This is a genomic window from Neobacillus canaveralius (assembly GCF_047237705.1).
GTDB lineage: Bacteria > Bacillota > Bacilli > Bacillales > Cytobacillaceae > Neobacillus > Neobacillus niacini_K.
The window spans coordinates 1,225,635-1,243,975 of record NZ_JBDFLL010000001.1 but is presented as its reverse complement, the minus strand read 5'-3'; the positions used below and the strand labels follow the sequence as shown (position 1 = coordinate 1,243,975).

Annotated in this window: 14 protein-coding genes, 2 pseudogenes and 1 other annotated feature; of the genes and pseudogenes, 3 read left to right on the top strand and 13 right to left on the bottom strand. The window is 39.6% G+C overall.

The window, feature by feature from the left end; genetic code table 11:
• Positions 1 to 58: 58 nt before the first annotated feature.
• Together ABC255_RS05985 and ABC255_RS05980 are read right to left on the bottom strand one after the other, a co-directional pair.
• Complete coding sequence (locus ABC255_RS05985) at positions 59 to 3,307, bottom strand: winged helix-turn-helix domain-containing protein (protein WP_412992054.1); 3,249 nt, start codon at positions 3,305 to 3,307, stop codon at positions 59 to 61.
• Between the two features lie 95 nt (positions 3,308 to 3,402).
• Positions 3,403 to 4,152, bottom strand: coding sequence for a glucose 1-dehydrogenase (locus tag ABC255_RS05980; RefSeq protein ID WP_412992052.1), 750 nt, complete (start codon positions 4,150 to 4,152; stop codon positions 3,403 to 3,405).
• A 143-nt stretch (positions 4,153 to 4,295) separates the two neighbouring features.
• Between ABC255_RS05980 and ABC255_RS05975 the strand changes: the two genes are divergently transcribed.
• Positions 4,296 to 4,439, top strand: a complete 144-nt coding sequence (locus tag ABC255_RS05975; RefSeq protein ID WP_412992051.1) for a hypothetical protein — start codon at positions 4,296 to 4,298, stop codon at positions 4,437 to 4,439.
• A gap of 43 nt (positions 4,440 to 4,482) precedes the next feature.
• Here the strand turns inward: ABC255_RS05975 and thrB are convergent, their stop codons facing one another.
• The 3 genes from thrB to ABC255_RS05960 are packed head-to-tail and all read right to left on the bottom strand — an operon-like array spanning position 4,483 to position 6,832.
• Positions 4,483 to 5,406 (bottom strand): homoserine kinase, encoded by a 924-nt coding sequence (gene thrB, locus ABC255_RS05970; RefSeq protein WP_412992049.1) that lies wholly within the window; start codon positions 5,404 to 5,406, stop codon positions 4,483 to 4,485.
• Positions 5,406 to 5,540, bottom strand: coding sequence for a hypothetical protein (locus ABC255_RS05965; protein WP_412992048.1), 135 nt, complete (start codon positions 5,538 to 5,540; stop codon positions 5,406 to 5,408). The genes thrB and ABC255_RS05965 overlap by 1 nt, the downstream gene beginning before the upstream one ends.
• Positions 5,537 to 6,832: a homoserine dehydrogenase gene (locus ABC255_RS05960; protein ID WP_412992046.1), complete on the bottom strand. Its 1,296-nt coding sequence runs from the start codon at positions 6,830 to 6,832 to the stop codon at positions 5,537 to 5,539. The genes ABC255_RS05965 and ABC255_RS05960 overlap by 4 nt, the downstream gene beginning before the upstream one ends.
• 259 nt (positions 6,833 to 7,091) lie before the next feature.
• Positions 7,092 to 7,300: a binding site (T-box leader), on the top strand.
• 74 nt (positions 7,301 to 7,374) lie between these two features.
• Between ABC255_RS05960 and serA the strand changes: the two genes are divergently transcribed.
• On the top strand, positions 7,375 to 9,009 hold the full coding sequence (gene serA, locus ABC255_RS05955) for a phosphoglycerate dehydrogenase (protein WP_412992045.1): 1,635 nt from the start codon (positions 7,375 to 7,377) through the stop codon (positions 9,007 to 9,009).
• 31 nt (positions 9,010 to 9,040) lie between these two features.
• Here serA and ABC255_RS05950 read toward each other — a convergent pair whose 3' ends face one another.
• Positions 9,041 to 10,180 (bottom strand): HAD family hydrolase, encoded by a 1,140-nt coding sequence (locus ABC255_RS05950; RefSeq protein WP_412992043.1) that lies wholly within the window; start codon positions 10,178 to 10,180, stop codon positions 9,041 to 9,043.
• A 305-nt stretch (positions 10,181 to 10,485) separates the two neighbouring features.
• Between ABC255_RS05950 and ABC255_RS05945 the strand changes: the two are divergent.
• Positions 10,486 to 10,917 (top strand): annotated as a pseudogene (locus ABC255_RS05945) (peroxiredoxin-like family protein); the annotation flags it as partial.
• Positions 10,918 to 11,008: 91 nt separating this feature from the next.
• On the opposite strand, the gene ABC255_RS05940 reads toward ABC255_RS05945, so the two are convergent.
• From ABC255_RS05940 to ABC255_RS05910, 7 genes and pseudogenes are all read right to left on the bottom strand, one after another.
• A complete protein-coding gene (locus ABC255_RS05940) occupies positions 11,009 to 11,866 on the bottom strand; it encodes an MBL fold metallo-hydrolase (RefSeq protein ID WP_412992042.1) in 858 nt (285 codons plus the stop codon).
• Between the two features lie 214 nt (positions 11,867 to 12,080).
• Entirely contained in the window at positions 12,081 to 12,389 is a 309-nt protein-coding gene (locus ABC255_RS05935; protein ID WP_412992040.1) for a DUF3870 domain-containing protein, read from the bottom strand.
• Between the two features lie 8 nt (positions 12,390 to 12,397).
• Positions 12,398 to 12,580 (bottom strand): annotated as a pseudogene (locus ABC255_RS05930) (acyl-CoA dehydrogenase family protein); the annotation flags it as partial.
• 6 nt (positions 12,581 to 12,586) lie between these two features.
• Entirely contained in the window at positions 12,587 to 14,008 is a 1,422-nt protein-coding gene (locus tag ABC255_RS05925; RefSeq protein WP_412998493.1) for an NAD-dependent succinate-semialdehyde dehydrogenase, read from the bottom strand.
• 40 nt (positions 14,009 to 14,048) lie between these two features.
• Positions 14,049 to 15,416: a 4-aminobutyrate--2-oxoglutarate transaminase gene (gabT, locus tag ABC255_RS05920; protein ID WP_412992038.1), complete on the bottom strand. Its 1,368-nt coding sequence runs from the start codon at positions 15,414 to 15,416 to the stop codon at positions 14,049 to 14,051.
• A 32-nt stretch (positions 15,417 to 15,448) separates the two neighbouring features.
• The gene (locus tag ABC255_RS05915) at positions 15,449 to 16,822 is read right to left on the bottom strand and encodes a putrescine aminotransferase (protein WP_412992037.1); all 1,374 of its coding nucleotides are present in this window, start codon (positions 16,820 to 16,822) and stop codon (positions 15,449 to 15,451) included.
• 21 nt (positions 16,823 to 16,843) lie between these two features.
• Positions 16,844 to 18,316: an aldehyde dehydrogenase family protein gene (locus ABC255_RS05910; RefSeq protein WP_412998492.1), complete on the bottom strand. Its 1,473-nt coding sequence runs from the start codon at positions 18,314 to 18,316 to the stop codon at positions 16,844 to 16,846.
• Between the last annotated feature and the right edge of the window lie 25 nt (positions 18,317 to 18,341).

Sequence of the window (18,341 nt, the reverse complement as noted above, 5' to 3'; positions counted from 1 at the left end):
TACAAGGCAAGGTATGCGCCCTCGGGAAGTCAGACAAAGACAAAAAAACAGCCCTGCATTAAGGCTGCTCGATTCGATCAATATACTTTTCTGATTCGAGTATCATGTCGTGCATTTGTTTCGTTGGTTCTAGAGGAGATACTCCGAGCTCTTCTTCCAATACCACCTTGCATTTTTGATACCATTTCATTGCCTGTGGACGATTGTTTTTACGATAAAAACAATACATTAACAATCGATAGGCTTCTTCCCAAGTGCGGTCGCGTTTAAGTATTTTTTCACACCAAAAGATAGCATGATCATATTTCTCTTGTCGAACCATAATTTGAGCGATTCTTTCAGCAGCTCGTAAGAAGTAAACCAGCATACTCTCTCGTTTACTTATACACCAATCATCATATCTTCGTTCTGGCAAGTATTCCCCTTGATAAAGTTTTAAGCCTTTTTCCAAAAGAGGTATCACTTTCTCTTGGGACGTTTCATTTAGCCCATTTTGAATTAATGTTTGAAATTGCGTTGTATCTAGTTCAACTTTCGCATGTGGATTTAATCCATAAAACATTCCTTCTCTGATAATAAAAAAGGGGGCTGCCCTCGCCTTCCGCATTGGCTCTAGAACATGATGGAGACTATTTAATGCAACTTTAAAATCACGGTCAGCATTTTTAGTATCTTGATTAGGCCAAAGAATTTGGAATATCTCTTCTTTGGAAATCAGTTCGTTAACGGTAATAAAGAGCTGAAACAATTCCTTGCCTTTTTCACGCTGCCAATCTTTTTCAGCAACTTCCTTTTCCCCAAGCCAAATTTTAAATTGACCCAGTGTTTGAACTCTGATCGAATAGCCAGGATGTGAATCCAATCCAGTAATCCCAATATCCTGAAGGATTTTTACCGCATATGACCTATGAATATTCCCTTTTGTACATTCTATTAATAACGGAACGACCATTTGTAAATCCCTCGGGCTAAATAATGACACATTATGGAAGAAGAACTCAAATTCATAGGTTTGAATCATATATAAAAACTTATCGATTGTCTGCCTAAACATATCTTCTTCTTTTTCTAGAAAGTAAATATAAGAGATCCAGAAACTGGATAACATTTGTCCAAAAGAATCCTCACATTGATAAAATAATTCTCTTGTTTTTTCTAAGTAATTTAGTCCCTTATTTACTCTTTCGTTATAAATACAAGTAATCCCCATACACAGACTGATAAGAGCGGAAAGCCAGATATCCTGCACTTTTTCCGTCTCTAGCAATGCTTTTTTTCCGGCATCTAGGGCACGCTCATATTCTCCTCTAGTTCCATACAGGATACAAAGACCCATTAACGGTTCGGCTTTTCCCCTTTCTACATTAAGAGTATCCATAATATCCAAAGCCGTATTGTAGCACTGTTCGGCTAAATCTGAGTCATATTTATTAAGAATTTGGACTGCATGCCCCATCCGAATCCAGCCGCATGCCTCCACAAAAGGTGCTTTTAAACTGATACCTTGTTGTATGCCTGCTTGTGCTAAATCCTTGGCATTTAATCCTTCCCCCATAAAGGCTTCTATTAACGACAATAGCAAATCTGTTTCTCTATGTGACTTCGGAAGAGCAGTACCATTTTCAGCTGACAATTCTACTTTTTGGTTGTATAAGGCCTTTTTTGCTTTCTCAAACCGGCCAGTTCTTAAATACAATCTTGCTTCTATATTTCCATCTACTATCGCCGGGCTGGAGTCTTTTGCTTTTTGCAGCCATTTTTCCGCGTTGGTTGATTTTCCAGCATTCAGAAGATTTTCAGAAAGCAAATAATATAGCCTCGCCTTTTCCGATTCTGGACTAGTACTTTTTTCTCTGGCTTCAATCGCTTCATACAATAATCTTTCGGCTTGATGAGGCTGGATGGTATCTAAATAAATCTTCGCTTTTCCTTCTAACGCCTTGCTCATCCCGAGATAATCATTCCTCTTCCCGGCCTCTAAGTAGGTTTTATCATAACATTTCTCTGCCTCTTGATATTGGGAACGATACCTGAGGACCTCTGCTTTTAGAAACCAGAGAAGATAATACGTGTCCAACTCATGGACAGGTATCAACATTAAATGATCAGACAGGCTTTTTAGTTTTCCGCCCTCAAGCATGTTAACGCCCTGATCCTGTAAGATGGATGCGATTGCTTTATAATGATTGATCTTTTTATAGTGATAGAGAGCCTCTTCCCACAGCGATTTTTTTTCATAGAATCTTGCACATTTCTCATGGAGTGCCGAATAGGCGGAGGGGTTATTTTTCGAGAAAGCGTTTTCTAGAAATTCCTTAAAAAGCGCATGGTAGCGATAATGCTTTAATCCAATCTTTTGGATGAACAAATTTCGTTCCTTTAATTGCTCGAGCATATTAGAAGCACCATGAATTCCAATTACTTCATCGCAAAGCTCTTCTTCCATTACATCTAAAATGGATGTTTGTTCCAAAAATTGCTGAATGATGGGCGGCTGTTTTGAAAAGACTTCCATTACTAAGTAGTCGAATAAGTCCTGAAGTGAATAAGTAGAGTGTTCAAAGAGTGCGGAGATATCTCCAGTAAGTGGAATTTGCTGTGCAATCATACATAATGCGATAATCCAGCCTTCTGTTAATTGATAGATACTTTGTAAGTGTGTGGGTTCTATTTCCAATCCATAAAGGTCGGTTAATAATAATTCCATTTCGTCTATAGTAAGAACTAAATCTTCCCGGGTAATTTCTAGTAACTGCCCGTTAACCTTCATTTTCGTTAAATGCTTCCAGTTAGGTCGGCTTCGACTTGAAATCACTAAATGTAAATTAGCCGGAATATGCTGTAGTAATTTTTCAATCCAGCTGTTAATCGTATAGGAATGCTCAATTTGATGATAGTCATCCAATATCAACGTAATATCAGAATCAACTTCAAAGATTTCATTTATAAACAAGGTGCATAAATAACTCAAATCTTCTTCCCGTATGTAACGGTCCATGGTTTCGATATGTTTTGCAATTTCCTGGCCAAAATCAGGAACCAAACCTCTAATCGAATGAATGATATAGGAAAGGAATGGAAGGATGTCGTCATCCATTGAAGAAATGGAGTACCAGCAGCCTGGGATTTTTTCATCCCTCATAAACAAAGCCAGTGCCGTACTTTTTCCAAAACCAGCTCCCGAATGAATAATGGTCAAGGGGTACTCAGGTATTTTCTTCATTTTTCTAGTAAGTTTAGCACGCCTAATAAATTCATCTTTAATAACGGGGATTCGCAGTTTTGTTTGTATAATAGGCAGCTTCATTTATAATCCTCCTTCCTATTTTTTAAATTTTTAGTTTATTTTATCATATATTTTGCTTAAATGGCAGAAATAGGTTTTTCAAAAGTTGCCATTTCTCATTCTTCATAAATCATTTTTTTCGTCATACCACCATCAACTACTAGGTTAATCCCCGTTACAAAATTATTCTCTCTTGCTGTTAAATACAAACACGCCCTTGCAATATCATCGGGCTTACCAACGCGTCTAGAAAAATGCTGATTATGATCAATGTCTGTTAATTGTGAGAAGTCGCCTGTGTGAATCCAGCCGGGTGAAATGGCATTTACGGTAATCTGTTCATTGCTAAGAGATGACGCTAGAGCATGCGTAATCGCAACAATTCCTCCCTTTGTTGCCGCATATCCCTCAGAATTCGGTTCAGACATGAGCGCTCGAGTCGAAGCGATGTTAACAATGGCTCCTCCCTCTTGATTCTCACGCATATACTTTGCTGCCTCACGTGAACATAAGAAAACACTTCTCAAATTGGTTTGGATAATATCATCCCATTCTTCCAAAGTTACTTCAAACAGTGATTTAAATAACCCTTTGCCAGCATTATTAATTAACACATCTATCCTGCCGTAAGTCTTTTTTGCTGTTTCCATAAGGTAAATAATATCATCTTCTTTTTTTACATCTGTTTTCACAAAGAGGATATTTGCCCCCAGTGGTTTTAGGTCGGCTTCTGTCTGTTTACCTGCAGTTTCATCGATATCAGCAATCACAACTTTTGCTCCATTTTCGGCATAAGCAGCTGCGACACCACGGCCAATTCCTTTTGCTGCCCCGGTAACAATGACTACCTTATTAATAAAATCCATGCTAATCCACCTCTTCAATCTGGTTTACATGTAGTTTAACTTATAAAGTGAATTATTTGGAAATAAAGTGGCGATTTTTTCTATGCAACAAAAATCAATTTCATGAAAAACTAAGGAAACCTCTAGGAAAAGGAGAAAGAAATATGCCGGAAAAGTGTTTTTATTGTGTCAATGAAATTGAGGAAAAACAACATCACTATGTTACTTTTTTAAATTCAAATAGTGAAAGAGATGAGATCCTTTGTGATGAATGTTATCAGGAGTGGCTGCATGGAGTGAAAGGGTAGTTATATATTCACAAATAATTAAAGGACCGAGTCTATCTCGGCCCTAATTTGCTGTGCAATTATTAATTGTGAATATGCTGCTTCCTGTATAGTCTATGCTAAGCAGTTTAGCTGCCATTTCAGGAAAAGTTGATTGAATGGATTGTTCAAGTAATCGGCCTTTTCCTTTTTCACAAAAACATAAAACAGTTGGCCCAGCACCACTTAAAGCGACACCGAACGCACCTTCAGTCTTGGCGAAGTTTTCTACATCACCGTAAAAAGGAATTAATGGTTTCCGATAGGGCTGATGAAAAAGGTCTTTTTCCATCATTTTACCAGCTAACTCCCAGTTTTGACTAAGAAGTGCTGCCACTAAAACATTAGAAGTAGACGATGCTTGAATCGCATTTGAATAAGAAAATTCTGTTGGCAAGACACCACGAGAATCCTTCGTTAATAAGCTTTCTTTTGGGATTACAGCAACCATTTCAAAAGAAATGTCTGTAATAGGGATTATATCCACCTCACCTTGCTGATAACTGCCGATGACAAGGCCCCCATATAAAGATGCCCCAACGTTATCTGGATGACCCTCTATCTCTGTAGAGAGTAATAGCTTATCTTGTTTTGTTAATCCTAACTCACCGATGTGATCAGCAAGCTCAATCCCGGCAATAATAGCTGAAGCACTTGAACCTAGACCGCGTGCCAATGGAATGTCACTCTCAAGCTTTATTTTACAAGGGTGCAATTCCTTGCCATACTTTGCTGCAGTTTGCAAAGCAATCAGACAGATAAAATGCTGTTCATCTGATGGAAGATCCTTTAATTCCTCTGATGTGGAATAGCATTCCCATTTCTCACTTTTCTCTACTTCTAAGGTTAAATATAGATTAAGTGCAACACCGATGGAGTCAAAGCCAGGACCAAGATTAGCAGAGCTCGCTGGAACTTTAATTACAAACTTCGCATCATTTAGAGTCATCAGTCAACAACTCCCTTAATATGCTGCATAACTCCAAGCTCATTATTTGGCAATTTTTTCACATCTACCAAGTTGCTTTGAGTACTTACTGGTAAAAATTCTTTATATGCTTCAATCAATCCTTGCCATCTCATAATGATTTTCTCACCACTCTGTATGCACTTTTAACTTCTTTAACCGCTGGTAAATCATTTAATTCATAAAGAATTGCATCATAATTTGTGAGTGATGCTTTATGTGTCACTAAGACAATTTCAGATGTTTCATTTTTCTTTACTGGAAGCTGTAGTATTTTTTCAAAGCTGACACCATACTTCGCAAAAATGGAGGTAAGTTCTGCAAATACACCGACCTCATCCTGTACATGAATTCGTAAGAAGTATTTAGAGTACTTTTCATTATCATCCTTTAAGCGCTTAGGATACTGTGGTGTTACCGCACTGCGTCCGTTTACTCCAAGTCGCAGATTTTTCATTACTCCGACTAAATCTGAAACCACTGCCGTTGCGGTTGGCAGGCTTCCTGCACCAGGTCCATAAAACATGGTTTCACCAACAGCTTCGCCGTACACATAAACAGCGTTATACTCGTTTTGAACGGAAGCCAATGGATGGTTGTCAGATAAGAATGTAGGCTGTACACTTACTTCTACTTTTTCCCCTTCACGGTGAGCGTATCCTAACAGCTTCATTGTATAGCCTAACTGTTTACCATAGCGTAAATCTTCTTCTGTGATGTTGGAAATTCCTTTAACCTGTACATCATCAAGCTCTATATTCATTGAAAATCCTAATGTCGCTAAAATAGTCATTTTACGAGCGGCGTCTAACCCCTCAACGTCTGATGTTGGGTCTGCTTCTGCAAATCCCAGCTCTTGTGCTTCCTTCAAAACATCTTCATAATTTAACCCATCTTGACTCATTTTTGTTAAAATAAAATTAGTAGTACCATTTACAATACCCATCATTTGCGTAATCCGATCAGAGGCGAGACCATCAACTAGCCCTCTTAATATAGGAATACCTCCAGCTACACTAGCTTCATAAAATAAATCACAGCCATTTTCGGAAGCAACAGTTAACAATTCTGATCCATGAAGGGCCATTAAATCTTTGTTTGCCGTTACAACATGCTTTCCTTGACGGAGGGCACCAAGCAAATATTCCTTTGTTTCTTTGACCCCGCCCATTACTTCAATCACAACATCTATCTCAGGATCATGCAGAATATCTGATGGGGTAGATGTTAATAACGCTGGATCGACTTCAGACGGTCTTGTTTTATGTATATTTTGGACCAGGATTTTCTTGATGACAACAGGACAACCGACCTGGTGCATTAATTTATCTTGGTGATTTTTAATAATTTTTACAACCCCTGATCCAACTGTTCCTAAACCGAGTAACCCAATTTGGATTGCTTTCATAATAAAACCCTCCCGCTTTGTCTCCTACATACGTACAATTGTCTATATATAGTAGACATTATATTATTCTCTCAATATATTTACAATAGACTAATTTTTTTAAAAATTCAATGTAATCGCTTACTGCTATACCAGTATTGGCCTCACTTTATAATAAAAATTTTTAAATTCGAATACTCAAAAAATTATTTTTTTTAACTCTTTACAATATTAAAGGTATCCATGTAGAATATTCTTTAAATTCAGGTAAATACTCAAATTAAAAGTGATGATGAAGACGGCATTAAGAGAATGCTTCAGAGAGCCGGTGGCTGCTGTGAACCGGTGCAATTTCTTAACTTTGCCCAGCCCTTCTGAACTGGCAAACTGAAATTTCAGTAGGAATGCCCGGGATACCCGTTAACCGATTGAGGCTGCATATCTATTTGCAGCAAAAGAGGGTGGCACCACGTAGATCACGTCCCTCATAACAAGACAAATCTGTCCTGTTATGGGGGACTTTTTTTTTATAAAAAACTTAGGAATGAAAGGATGAGTTAATAATGTTTAAGGTACTTGTTACCGATGGTATTAGTGATACTGGTTTGAAAAGCTTGTTTGACCACCCTAATTTTATTGTAGAGCGCCAGCCTACATTAAAGTTCGAAGAGCTAAAGAATATAATAGGAGATTACGAGGCTTTAATTGTACGCAGCCAGACGAAAGTAAGTGCAGAACTGCTTCAATATGCTGACAAGCTTAAGGTAATTGCTAGAGCTGGTGTAGGGGTAGATAATATCGATGTAAATGCTGCAACAGGTAAAGGAATCATCGTTATAAATGCTCCTGGTGCCAACACGATTGCTGCTACAGAACATACATTAGCGATGATGCTCTCTATGGCTAGAATGATTCCCCAAGCTCACAAAAAAACTGTTGGCGGAGAATGGGATCGAAATTCTTTCAAGGGAGTAGAATTATACAAAAAAACGCTTGGTGTCATTGGTATGGGTAAAATCGGAACGGAAGTAGCGAAGCGTGCTAAGAGCTTTGGGATGAATATTTTAGGTTATGATCCTTATTTAACTGAGGAAAGAGCCGAGAAACTTGGAATGAAAAAAGCTAGTCTTGATCTAATTGCACGTGAGTCTGATTTCATTACCATTCATACACCACTTACAAATGATACAAAAGGTTTAGTTAACGACGAATACTTAAGCAAGACAAAAAAGGGCGTACGATTTATTAACGTCGCACGAGGCGGAATTATCGATGAAAAAGCGCTGGTAAGGGCGATTCAAGCAGGCCACGTTGCAGGTGCAGCACTCGATGTTTTTGAAAAGGAACCAGTTGCCGACCCAGCCCTGTTGGATAACCCAAATATTATTGTTACTCCGCATTTGGGGGCTTCTACAGTAGAAGCACAGGAAAAAGTTGCACAAGAGGTTAGTGAAGAAATTATTGAAATCCTTGAAACGCAGTCCATCCGCAATGCGGTGAATATGCCGCAAATGTCAGGTGAAACGCAGCAAAAAATGCAGCCATATTTACTGCTTGGAGAACAAGTGGGGCAGCTGGTGGTTCAACTTTTAAAACATGCTCCTTCTAAAATCGAAATTAATTATTATGGAGATTTAATCGAAGAAGATACAGAACTATTAACTCGAACCATGATTAAAGGGGTCTTATCTCACCATTTAAGTGACTCTGTTAATTTAATTAATGCTCTTCATCTTTTAAAGGAGCAAGGTGTTTCCTATAATGTGCAAAAAAATGCCTCTAATAAAGGTTTCGCCAATTATATGGAGCTTTCCATTACAAAAGGCTCGGAAACAGCTAAAATTGGCGCGACAGTCTTAAACGGCTATGGTGCCAGAATCGTGAAAATCAACGATTATCGTATTGATGTAAGACCTGAAAGCCACCTTTTACTTGTAAAACATCAGGACGTGCCTGGTATGATTGGTAAAGTTGGATCTCTTCTTGGAGATTATCAGATTAATATTGGAACAATGCAAGTAGGTAGAACCACTGTTGGCGGAGAAGCTATCATGGTGTTGACACTTGATAAGCAGCTTACTCCAGAGGTTATCACCGCCCTTACACAAATTAATGGTTTAAATGAAGCTCAATCTTTAGAGTTAGAAAATGTTGATTCATTTTATCCAGGAAGACTTGAGTTAGAGAAAGTTAAATAGAAAAAACAGAGGGATTGCGCTGCAATCCCTCTTATTTTCGTACTATAAGATTCTTTATATCGAGGACATTATCAAAAATATAGTCTGCCTCGTACTTTTCAAAGTCACTTCTCGCATCTTTTCCTGATAGCCCAGTTAAAACGGCTGCAAACTGACATCCCAATTTCCGTGCTGCCAGCAGATCTGCTAAAGAGTCACCCACTACTAAAACCTCTTCGCCGTTTGCAATTGGCAAGGACGTACTCAAACAATCCCCAACTGAAGTTTCTCTTCCTTTAAGACCCATAATGTATGTAAATGGATCTGGTTTTGACAGTGACCTTCTATCACTTAGTCCCTTTTCTGCTTTTAGCACATCATCCGCAGTGACAATATGATTGATGTCAAAGTGTTTTAGCCAGTTCAAATGGTGAAATGGCTGTATGGTTTCAAGCTCAGGTCTCCCCGTTCCAATGCCTATCTTTACTCCAGATTCCTTAAGAAATGAAAAGAGTGCTTCAATTTCTGCTTGACCTGCTAATGTGGTTTCGTTTGCTAAGAAGCCTTTCTTTCCCAACTGCACAGAGGGTCTGCCAGTGGATTTTTCCACATTCTCATCTCCAACATACCATTCCTGACAAACATGCTCACATACCGACCAAAGTGCCCCGATTCCGCTAAAAATCTCCGTTGTAATCCCAAGCTGCACTGAAGCTAATTGATTGAGATAGTTAAACAATTCTTGCTTTGTTTCCGTTGAATGTTCAAAATCAGAGACAAATAAATTGAAATCCAGATTAACTGAATATGTTTGTAATACTCTTCCTATTTCAAGCAGCACTTCTCTAGTAATGGGTTCCTGCAGCCAACTGTTGATTTTGTTATACTCGTTTTCCTTTATCTGGGATAAGAGATGGATCAATTGGTGACCAAAGGATAAATAAATCATATCCCAATTCGCATTAAGCCCCCTTGACTTCATGAGCTTTAGGACTTCATCATTCGTTCCAAATACAGTGTCCCGAATCTTCTTAATTTCTGCTTCACTATAATCTGTTTTGAATTTTTCTGGTGCCAATGCCAAATAATTATTACTGTGTAACAATTCCCATACGGTTAAAGCAGAGGCGTCGAAATAATGCTCTTCACTTAACAGCACCCCATCAACGTCAAACAAAATGGTTTTAATCATTTAACCCACCCTTTTCCACATTCCACTTTTATACGTTATCGTAACACAGTGAAGGTCTAAATATAAAGTAATATTGATAGGAAAGACATCTAATTTACACAAGATAATCATCGATGCTCAATAAAAAAGTGTACAATTTAATGATTGAAAGCTTTCAAAATGTGATAGACATAAATTTGAGGTGAAATTAAATGAATTTTATTTTACAAAGACCCTTTCATGAAGACCAAACATTTAAAGAGGTCATCGAGAATAGGAAAAGCTTAGTAGTATTTGTACGCCATCCTGGCTGACCTGTTTGCCGGGAAATGCTTACGCAGTTGCGTGAGAGATATGAAGAGATAACCACAAAGGGAACCCAAATTGTCATTATCACCCCATCTACTGGGGCATACTTAGAACAATTTGTTGAAGCTTTCGGCCCTTATCCATACTCAGTGTTTGGTGATCCTACACGTGAACTTTATAGCAGTATGGGTCATCAAACAATGCAGAAATGGAAGCTGCTTGCAAAGGCAGGAAAAGGCTTATTAAAGGGCGGCACGAAGGCATTCATACCAGAAGACCCCGAGCAGAAAAGGCTCGTTCAAAAAGCAATGAAAACCCATGATATCTATATCCAGGGTGGTACTTGGTTATTTGACGAAAAAGGAAACATCCTTTGGAATCATATTGATACAATGCCTGAAGATCATGCTTCAATTGATACGATCCTCTTAGAAATGAAAAAACACTGAAACTAACGACAGCTTAACGAAAATAAAAGCCGATTATCTCATTCGAATAATCGGCTAACTTTAGATATTCAGTAATAAGAAAGGAAGATTACTAATGTCTATTTTTGTTTACATATTTACCGTAGTCTGGAATGGCAATTTGCTCAAACTCACTTACTAACTTATTAAGGCCATTTGCCAGCATTTCACCAGAAAGCGGCTTTCCATGACCTGTTACAGCAACAGTTGGTTTTAAGGCCTCCAATGTTTTAACGGATTCCCAAGCAGCTTGCCAATCTGTTGTAAGGTATCTGGGCGGTCCATTTATTTCCATTTCTTGTGTAAGAACCTTATAAAGCGAATCCTGTTTAACTGTAATAAAAGCATCTCCCGCTATCAGAGAACGATCTTGATCTCTAAATAGTGACACATGTCCTGGAGTATGCCCAGGAGTATGTATCCAGCGGCAGCCTGACAAGTGCGGCACACTTCCATCAGAAGGAAGAGTTTGAATATGATCACCTAAATTAATTGGTTCATTAGGAAACATCGGTGACATTTTAGCAACCAAACCACCTTCTACAGTAGGGTCTGGCTCTGGATAGCTCAGCTTTCCAGTCAAAAAGGGTAACTCTAACTCATGTGCATATACAGGAACATTCCAATGGTTGATTAATTCAATAATCGCTCCTACATGGTCAAAATGACCATGAGTTAAAATAATTGCTTGGGGCCGGCTGTTAGCACCGAAACGTTCCTCCGTTACAGAAATAATCTCGTTAGCAGAGTCTGGCATTCCAGCGTCAACTAAAACAAAATTTTTCGTTTCTGGATTTCCGACTAAACAAATATTTACAATTTGGATGGTATGGCAATATAAATCAGGCAAGACTTCTATGCCAATACCACTGGCTATTGAAGTTGCAGGAATAAATTTATAATCACTGCCATAAGAAATCTCTTTATCCATTCATAAACCTCCTTCTTTATATTAGTAATTTGTCTCACAAAGCTATTTTGCGCTTATACTTCCTATCCTATGATGAAGGTTTTTTTAACATGGATGGTTTGAATATATACAAAGCAATTATGTTAAATAAAATGAAAAAAGTGAAAACGAAGGTGCCGATTTCACTTTTTTCATTTATAGAAGCGAGTTATGTCCCTGCCTCGTTTTTTTAAATTTATTCGCTATATTGACTGTATAAATCTTTCACCGCTGCTATAAGAGCATTTACTGCTTTTCCCCGATATCCCTCTCTTATCATCTCAACGATCTCATCAATCCCATCCTGTAAGCTGTAACCCTTTAAAATTTGTTGTATATATTCTCTCCCATGGTCAGTGGCTAGGGTGCAGGAGGACTGGATAATGACCCCATACTTTTTATCAATTTCAACAGTAATTGTTAAAGAGTCAAATACACTTTGGGCTGCCATCCCCTGCGGCAGGCGGGCATGACCAGCGAGGAAATAGGTTCTTATTCCGGACATACTATCACCTATCCTTTTATTAAAGTCTCTTCAAATGGCCAGGCAGGCAGCATTTTTCGCAGTGGTTTATCTTCTCGGTAACCAAGCGCATATTCCCCCTGCATAATCGTATGAATTTCTCTTGTTCCTTCATAAATAACGTGTGCCTTTGCATTCCTTAAATAGCGCTCAACCGAAAATTCATTAGAGAAGCGAGACTATATGTCTAACCCTATTGAAATATATTTTACTTCTAAAAACTCTTCAATTCCGAAGTGACCGCCTTCACGGCCCAGGCCGCTCTCTTTATATCCGCCAAATGGAACTTGAACAGCTGATGGCAGGGCATCATTAAGACCAATGATTCCGTATTCGAGCTGTTCTGTGATTCTAAAGGAACGGCTTAGATTTTCTGTATAAACATAAGCCGCTAAGCCGAAGCGGGAGTTATTTGCCCGCTCAATCACTTCTTCTTCGGTTTTGAAGGTCGAAATCGGTGCCAGCGGACCAAAGATTTCATCTTTCATACATTCCATATCGTCGTGAATAGCGGTTAAAATTGTCGGAGCATAGAAATAGCCATTTTCTTCAGCAGGTTTTAGCCCGCTGTAAGTGACTTTTCCTCCCTTACTAACTGCGTCATTCACAAGAGCTTCTACTTTTTTATAAGCTGCATGATCAATTAATGGTCCGATGTCGGTCCCTTCTTCGAGTCCATTCCCAACCTTAAGCTTTTCTAATTCAGCTTGGAAAAGCTTGAGGAAATTATCAGCTATTCCTTCTTGCACATATACACGATTGGTACATATACAAGTCTGACCTGCATTACGAAATTTTGATTGTACCAATCCCCCAGCAGCCTTCGCAAGATTCGCATCATCCATGACGATAAATGGAGCGTTTCCGCCAAGCTCCAGCGATACCTTTTTAACATTTTCAGCGGCACCGCGCATCAAGGTTTTCCCTACTTCAGTTGATCCTGTAAAGGTTATCTTAGTTACACGGGGATCTTTCAACCACGTTTCACCGATTTCTGCTGCCTTGCCAGTAATTACATTGATTACCCCATTAGGGATTCCTGCTTCATGAGCAAGCTCCACCATTTTTAATGCAGTAAGCGGTGTCTGATTGGCTGGTTTTACCACGCAAGTACACCCTGCTGCGAGTGCTGGTGCCACTTTTCTCGTAATCATGGCTGCAGGGAAGTTCCAAGGTGTAATCGCTGCAACCACTCCAACCGGTTCTTTTCTAACTAGAATTCGTTTATTTGGGTGGGATGCTGGAATCGTTTCTCCATAGATTCGTTTCCCTTCCTCCGCATACCATGAGATAAAACCATTTGCATATTGGACCTCACCTAATGCTTCTTTTAAAGGTTTACCTTGCTCCATCGTCATAATCCTGGCAATTTCATGTTTGTTCTCATCAATCAATTGATACCATTTCATCAAAAGCTGATAGCGTTCGTCAGCTGTTTTTTTTGACCAAGTTTTAAAGGCGTTATGTGCGGCAACAACTGCCTGCTCTGCTTCAAAAGCACCTCCATTTGGCACTGCCCCTAAAACTTCCTTTGTTGCTGGGTTAATAATCTCGGTAAAAAACTCATAATCATTACCAATCCATTTTCCATCTAAATACATTGGATAGATTTGATATTTCTGCTCTACAATGTCCATTACATTACCTCCCAGCCGACACAGCAGGACTATTCAAGTATACTGCTCCAAAGGCTTCCTCCAGAATTTGCAATCCTTCCTCCAACTGCTCATCTGTAATAGTTAATGGCATTAGAAGGCGGATCACGTTTCCATATAACCCTGCACTTAGTAGCATAAGCCCCCGCTCACCTGCGGCCTTCACTATTTTTCCAACTGCCTCTTTATCAGGAGTTTTATTGTGACGGTCTTTAACGATTTCCATTGCACACATTGCCCCGAGACCTCGGACATCTCCAATACTATCGAAACGTTCAGCAAGCTCTCTCATTTTTTCCGTCGCTCTCTTACCTATTTTCTGGGCCCTATCATTAAGGTTTTCACTCTCAATAATATCAAGGACGGTAAGTGCTGCCCTGCAGCCAAGTGGACTACCAGAATAGGTTCCGCCTATCTCGCCAACATCTGCTGCATCCATTATTTCGGCTCGGCCAATGACTCCGCTAATGGGTACTCCAGCTCCCATTGATTTTGAAATGGTGATTAAATCTGGCTCAACCCCAAAATGTTCGATCGCAAAATATTTACCGGTACGGGCGAATCCCGTTTGAATCTCATCTGCTACAAACAAAATTCCATACTGTGTACAAATTTCTCTAACTCTTTGAACAAACGCTTGATTTGGAACGATAAAGCCTCCCTCTCCTTGAACGGGTTCCATTACAACCGCAGCAATCGTTTCAGGAGCCACTTCCGCCAGTAAAAACGTTTCAAATTGCTCAATAATCATTTCATTATATTGTTGTTCACTCAACCCTTCAGGGCGGCGGTATACATATGGATATGGGGCCTTATAAACTTCCGGGGCAAATGGTCCAAAGCCGAACTTGTATGGTTTGACTTTACTTGTCATCGTCATTGTCATTAAAGTTCTGCCATGGAATCCCCGTGTAAAGGAGATAATTCCTTGGCGTTTTGTATATTTTCTAGCTATTTTAACGGCATTTTCAACAGCTTCTGCACCACTGTTAAAGAAAGCTGCCTGCTTCTTAAAATCTCCCGGTGCAAGCTGACACAGTCTCTCTGCAAGTGTTATATATGATTCATACATCATGACATTAAAGCCCGTATGGATAAATTGACTTGCCTGTTCCTGCAAGGCTCTGACTACTCTTGGGTGGGAATGACCGACATTTACTGTTCCAATCGCTCCAGCAAAATCTATAAAAATATTGCCGTCCACATCCTCAACCAGAGAACCATGTGCCTTTTTCACAAAGGAATGGCAATTATTGCTGATTCCCTTGGGGACATATTTTTTTCTCAACTCTAGTATTTCTTTTGAATTTGGACCGGGTATTTCTGTTAAAAGCTTTACATATTTTCTTTGCATTTCCGTGCTCCTCCATTTTAAAAGTAATACCTTTATGCTTTTACCAGATTTAATACTTCCTTAAAGGTGCTGATTACTTTATCGACTTCTTCATAGCTAATTGTTAATGCCGGTTCAATTCGGATGGTCTTCGAGTTAATTAAAGTTCCTGCCACAAGGATACCTCGATCAAACATTCCTTTTGAAACTTCATAGCCGATTTCATCCTTATGGAATTCGATTCCGATCATTAATCCTTGGCCGCGAATTTCAAGGACCTTATCTTCATGTTCTTCGGCTGCTTCTTTTAGCTCCTTGAGGAAATACTCCCCAACTACTCCGGCTCTTTCTGGTAAATTTTCTTCGATTAAAACACCAATGGTAGCAATTGCGGCTGCACATGCTAATGGATTGCCGCCAAAAGTAGTTGTATGCATAAATGGATTTGGGAACCAGCTTTTGAACACTTCTTCTCTTGCTACGATTGCTCCTGCTGGCATAACACCGCCGCCAAACGCTTTTGCTAGACAGATAATATCCGGAACTACATCGTATAATTCAGCTGCAAACATTTTCCCAGTCCGTCCCATACCCGTTTGTACTTCATCAAAAATTAACAGAGAACCATATTGGTCACATAGCTCACGAACCTGTTTTAAGTAATTCTCTGGTGGCAGGATAATTCCGCCTTCGCCCTGAATTGGTTCTAAGATAACGGCAGCAACATCTTCTCCTACTGATGCACAGACTTCGAATGTTTTTCTGATCATGTCGATATCACCAAATGGAACATGTCGGAAGCCCGGTATTAAAGGAAGGAATGGTTTACGGAACATTCCTTTAGCAGTTCCAGATAATGATCCAAGACTTTTACCATGGAAAGCACGCGTCGTTGAAATAAAGGTGGTTCGCTCACTATACATTTTTGCGAGCTTTAATGCCGCTTCAACGCTTTCCGTTCCACTGTTGGTAAAAAAGGCATATTTCAAATCACCAGGAGTAATATCTGCTAAAATTTTCGCCAGCATTGCACGTAATGGATCAAGCAGGTCTTGGCTGTGAAGTGCTTGACGCTTCAGTTGATCTGTTACTGCCTTGACGACCTTGGGATTACGGTGGCCAACATTATAGATACCGAAGCCACCGAGACAATCAATATATTCTTTGCCATTTACATCCTTAAAGCAGGCACCATTGTCTGACCATTCTACTGCTGCAAATTGACCATCCTTTGTCACCGATTTACGGTACATTAAAAATCCTGGATTTACGTGCTCACGAAAGCCATCGACCGTTTCCTTTGTGATCCAGGCTGCTTCTTCCTTATTAACCTCTTCCTTTTCTATTAAACTTAAAACCTTATTAATGTATTCGCTTACTTGTTGATTCTGCTCAGTCTTTGTCTCTCGTTTTATATCGATACTCATATGATCGCTCCTCATCATCTATTAGTTGGAAAACCAGCCAATTGGCTCTACTTGTAAATTAATATTGATTTGTTTAATTTCTTGGAATTCCTCAAGCCCGAATGTTCCAAGGCTTCTTCCAATTCCACTTTGCTTATAACCGCCCCATGGTGCTTCATTATAGGTTGGGTGATAGGAATTTACCCAGGTAATACCGGATCTTAACTTTTTAATGACTCGTAAGCCTTTTGCTCCATCTTTAGTGAAAACACCTCCAGCAAGTCCATAAACGGTACCATTCGCAAGCTTTACTGCATCTTCTTCATCCTTAAACTTCTGAATAACTACGACTGGTCCGAAAATTTCTTCCTGCACGATTCTCATTTCCTGCTTCACATCAACGAACACCGTAGGCTCAACAAAGTAGCCGCTATCTAGTTCATTGCTTACGATTCGGTTCCCGCCGCAGGCAACGGTCGCACCTTCCTGTTTTCCTACCTCAATATAATGAAGGACTTTTTCCAAATGTTCCTTGCTTACAAGCGGACCCATCTCTGTTGAAGGGTCATTCCCCGGTCCTACTTTAATTTGCTTCGCTCTTTCTACAAAGCGGGCGACAAATTGATCGTAAATCTTCTCTTCTACTAAAATTCTTGACCCAGCCGAACATACCTGGCCGGCACCAGCGTAAATGCCAAACAGAGCATAGTCAACAGCGGTTTCAAAATCGGCATCAGCAAAAATGATGTTTGGCGATTTACCTCCTAATTCCAATGACACCTTTTTCATTGTGTCTGCTGCCGTTTTCATAATATGTTTGCCTGTTTTTGTACCGCCGGTAAACGAAATCATATCTACTTCAGGATGGGCTGCAATTTCATGACCAACAACTGGGCCGGATCCCATTACCATATTGGCTACTCCTTTTGGCAGTCCTACTTCATCAAATATTTCAAAAAGCTTCTTCGGTGTAACAGGTGTTACTTCTGACGGTTTAAAAACAATTGAATTCCCAGCGGCTAAAGCCGGAGCGATTTTCCAAACACTCATTAAAAGTGGATAATTCCATGGGACTATCAAGCCGCAGACACCAACAGGCTCGCGGACAACCATCGCCTGCATCGGATCAGCTACATGATAGGTATAGCCATCCGGCTTTGTAATCAGTCCTGCATAATAGCGGAAGCATGCTGCCGCATCACCGACATCAAATCCAGCTTCTCTTAATGTTTTTCCATTATCCATCGTTTCAAGCTGTGTTAATTCATCTGCATATTCCTCAATTTTGTCTGCGATTTTAAATAAATAGGAGGCTCTCTCCTGTGCTGATACTCCTGACCATACTCCTTCTTCGAAAGACCTCCGAGCTGCAAAGATGGCTGCTCGTGCATCAGCAGCTGTTCCTTCAGGTGCATATGAAATCACTTCTCCATTTGCTGGATTAATGACTGGACGTGTTTCCAAAGTTTCAGAATCTTTCCATTCACCATCAATAAACATCTTAAGTTTAGCCACGCGGTTTTTTATCTCGACCATTATA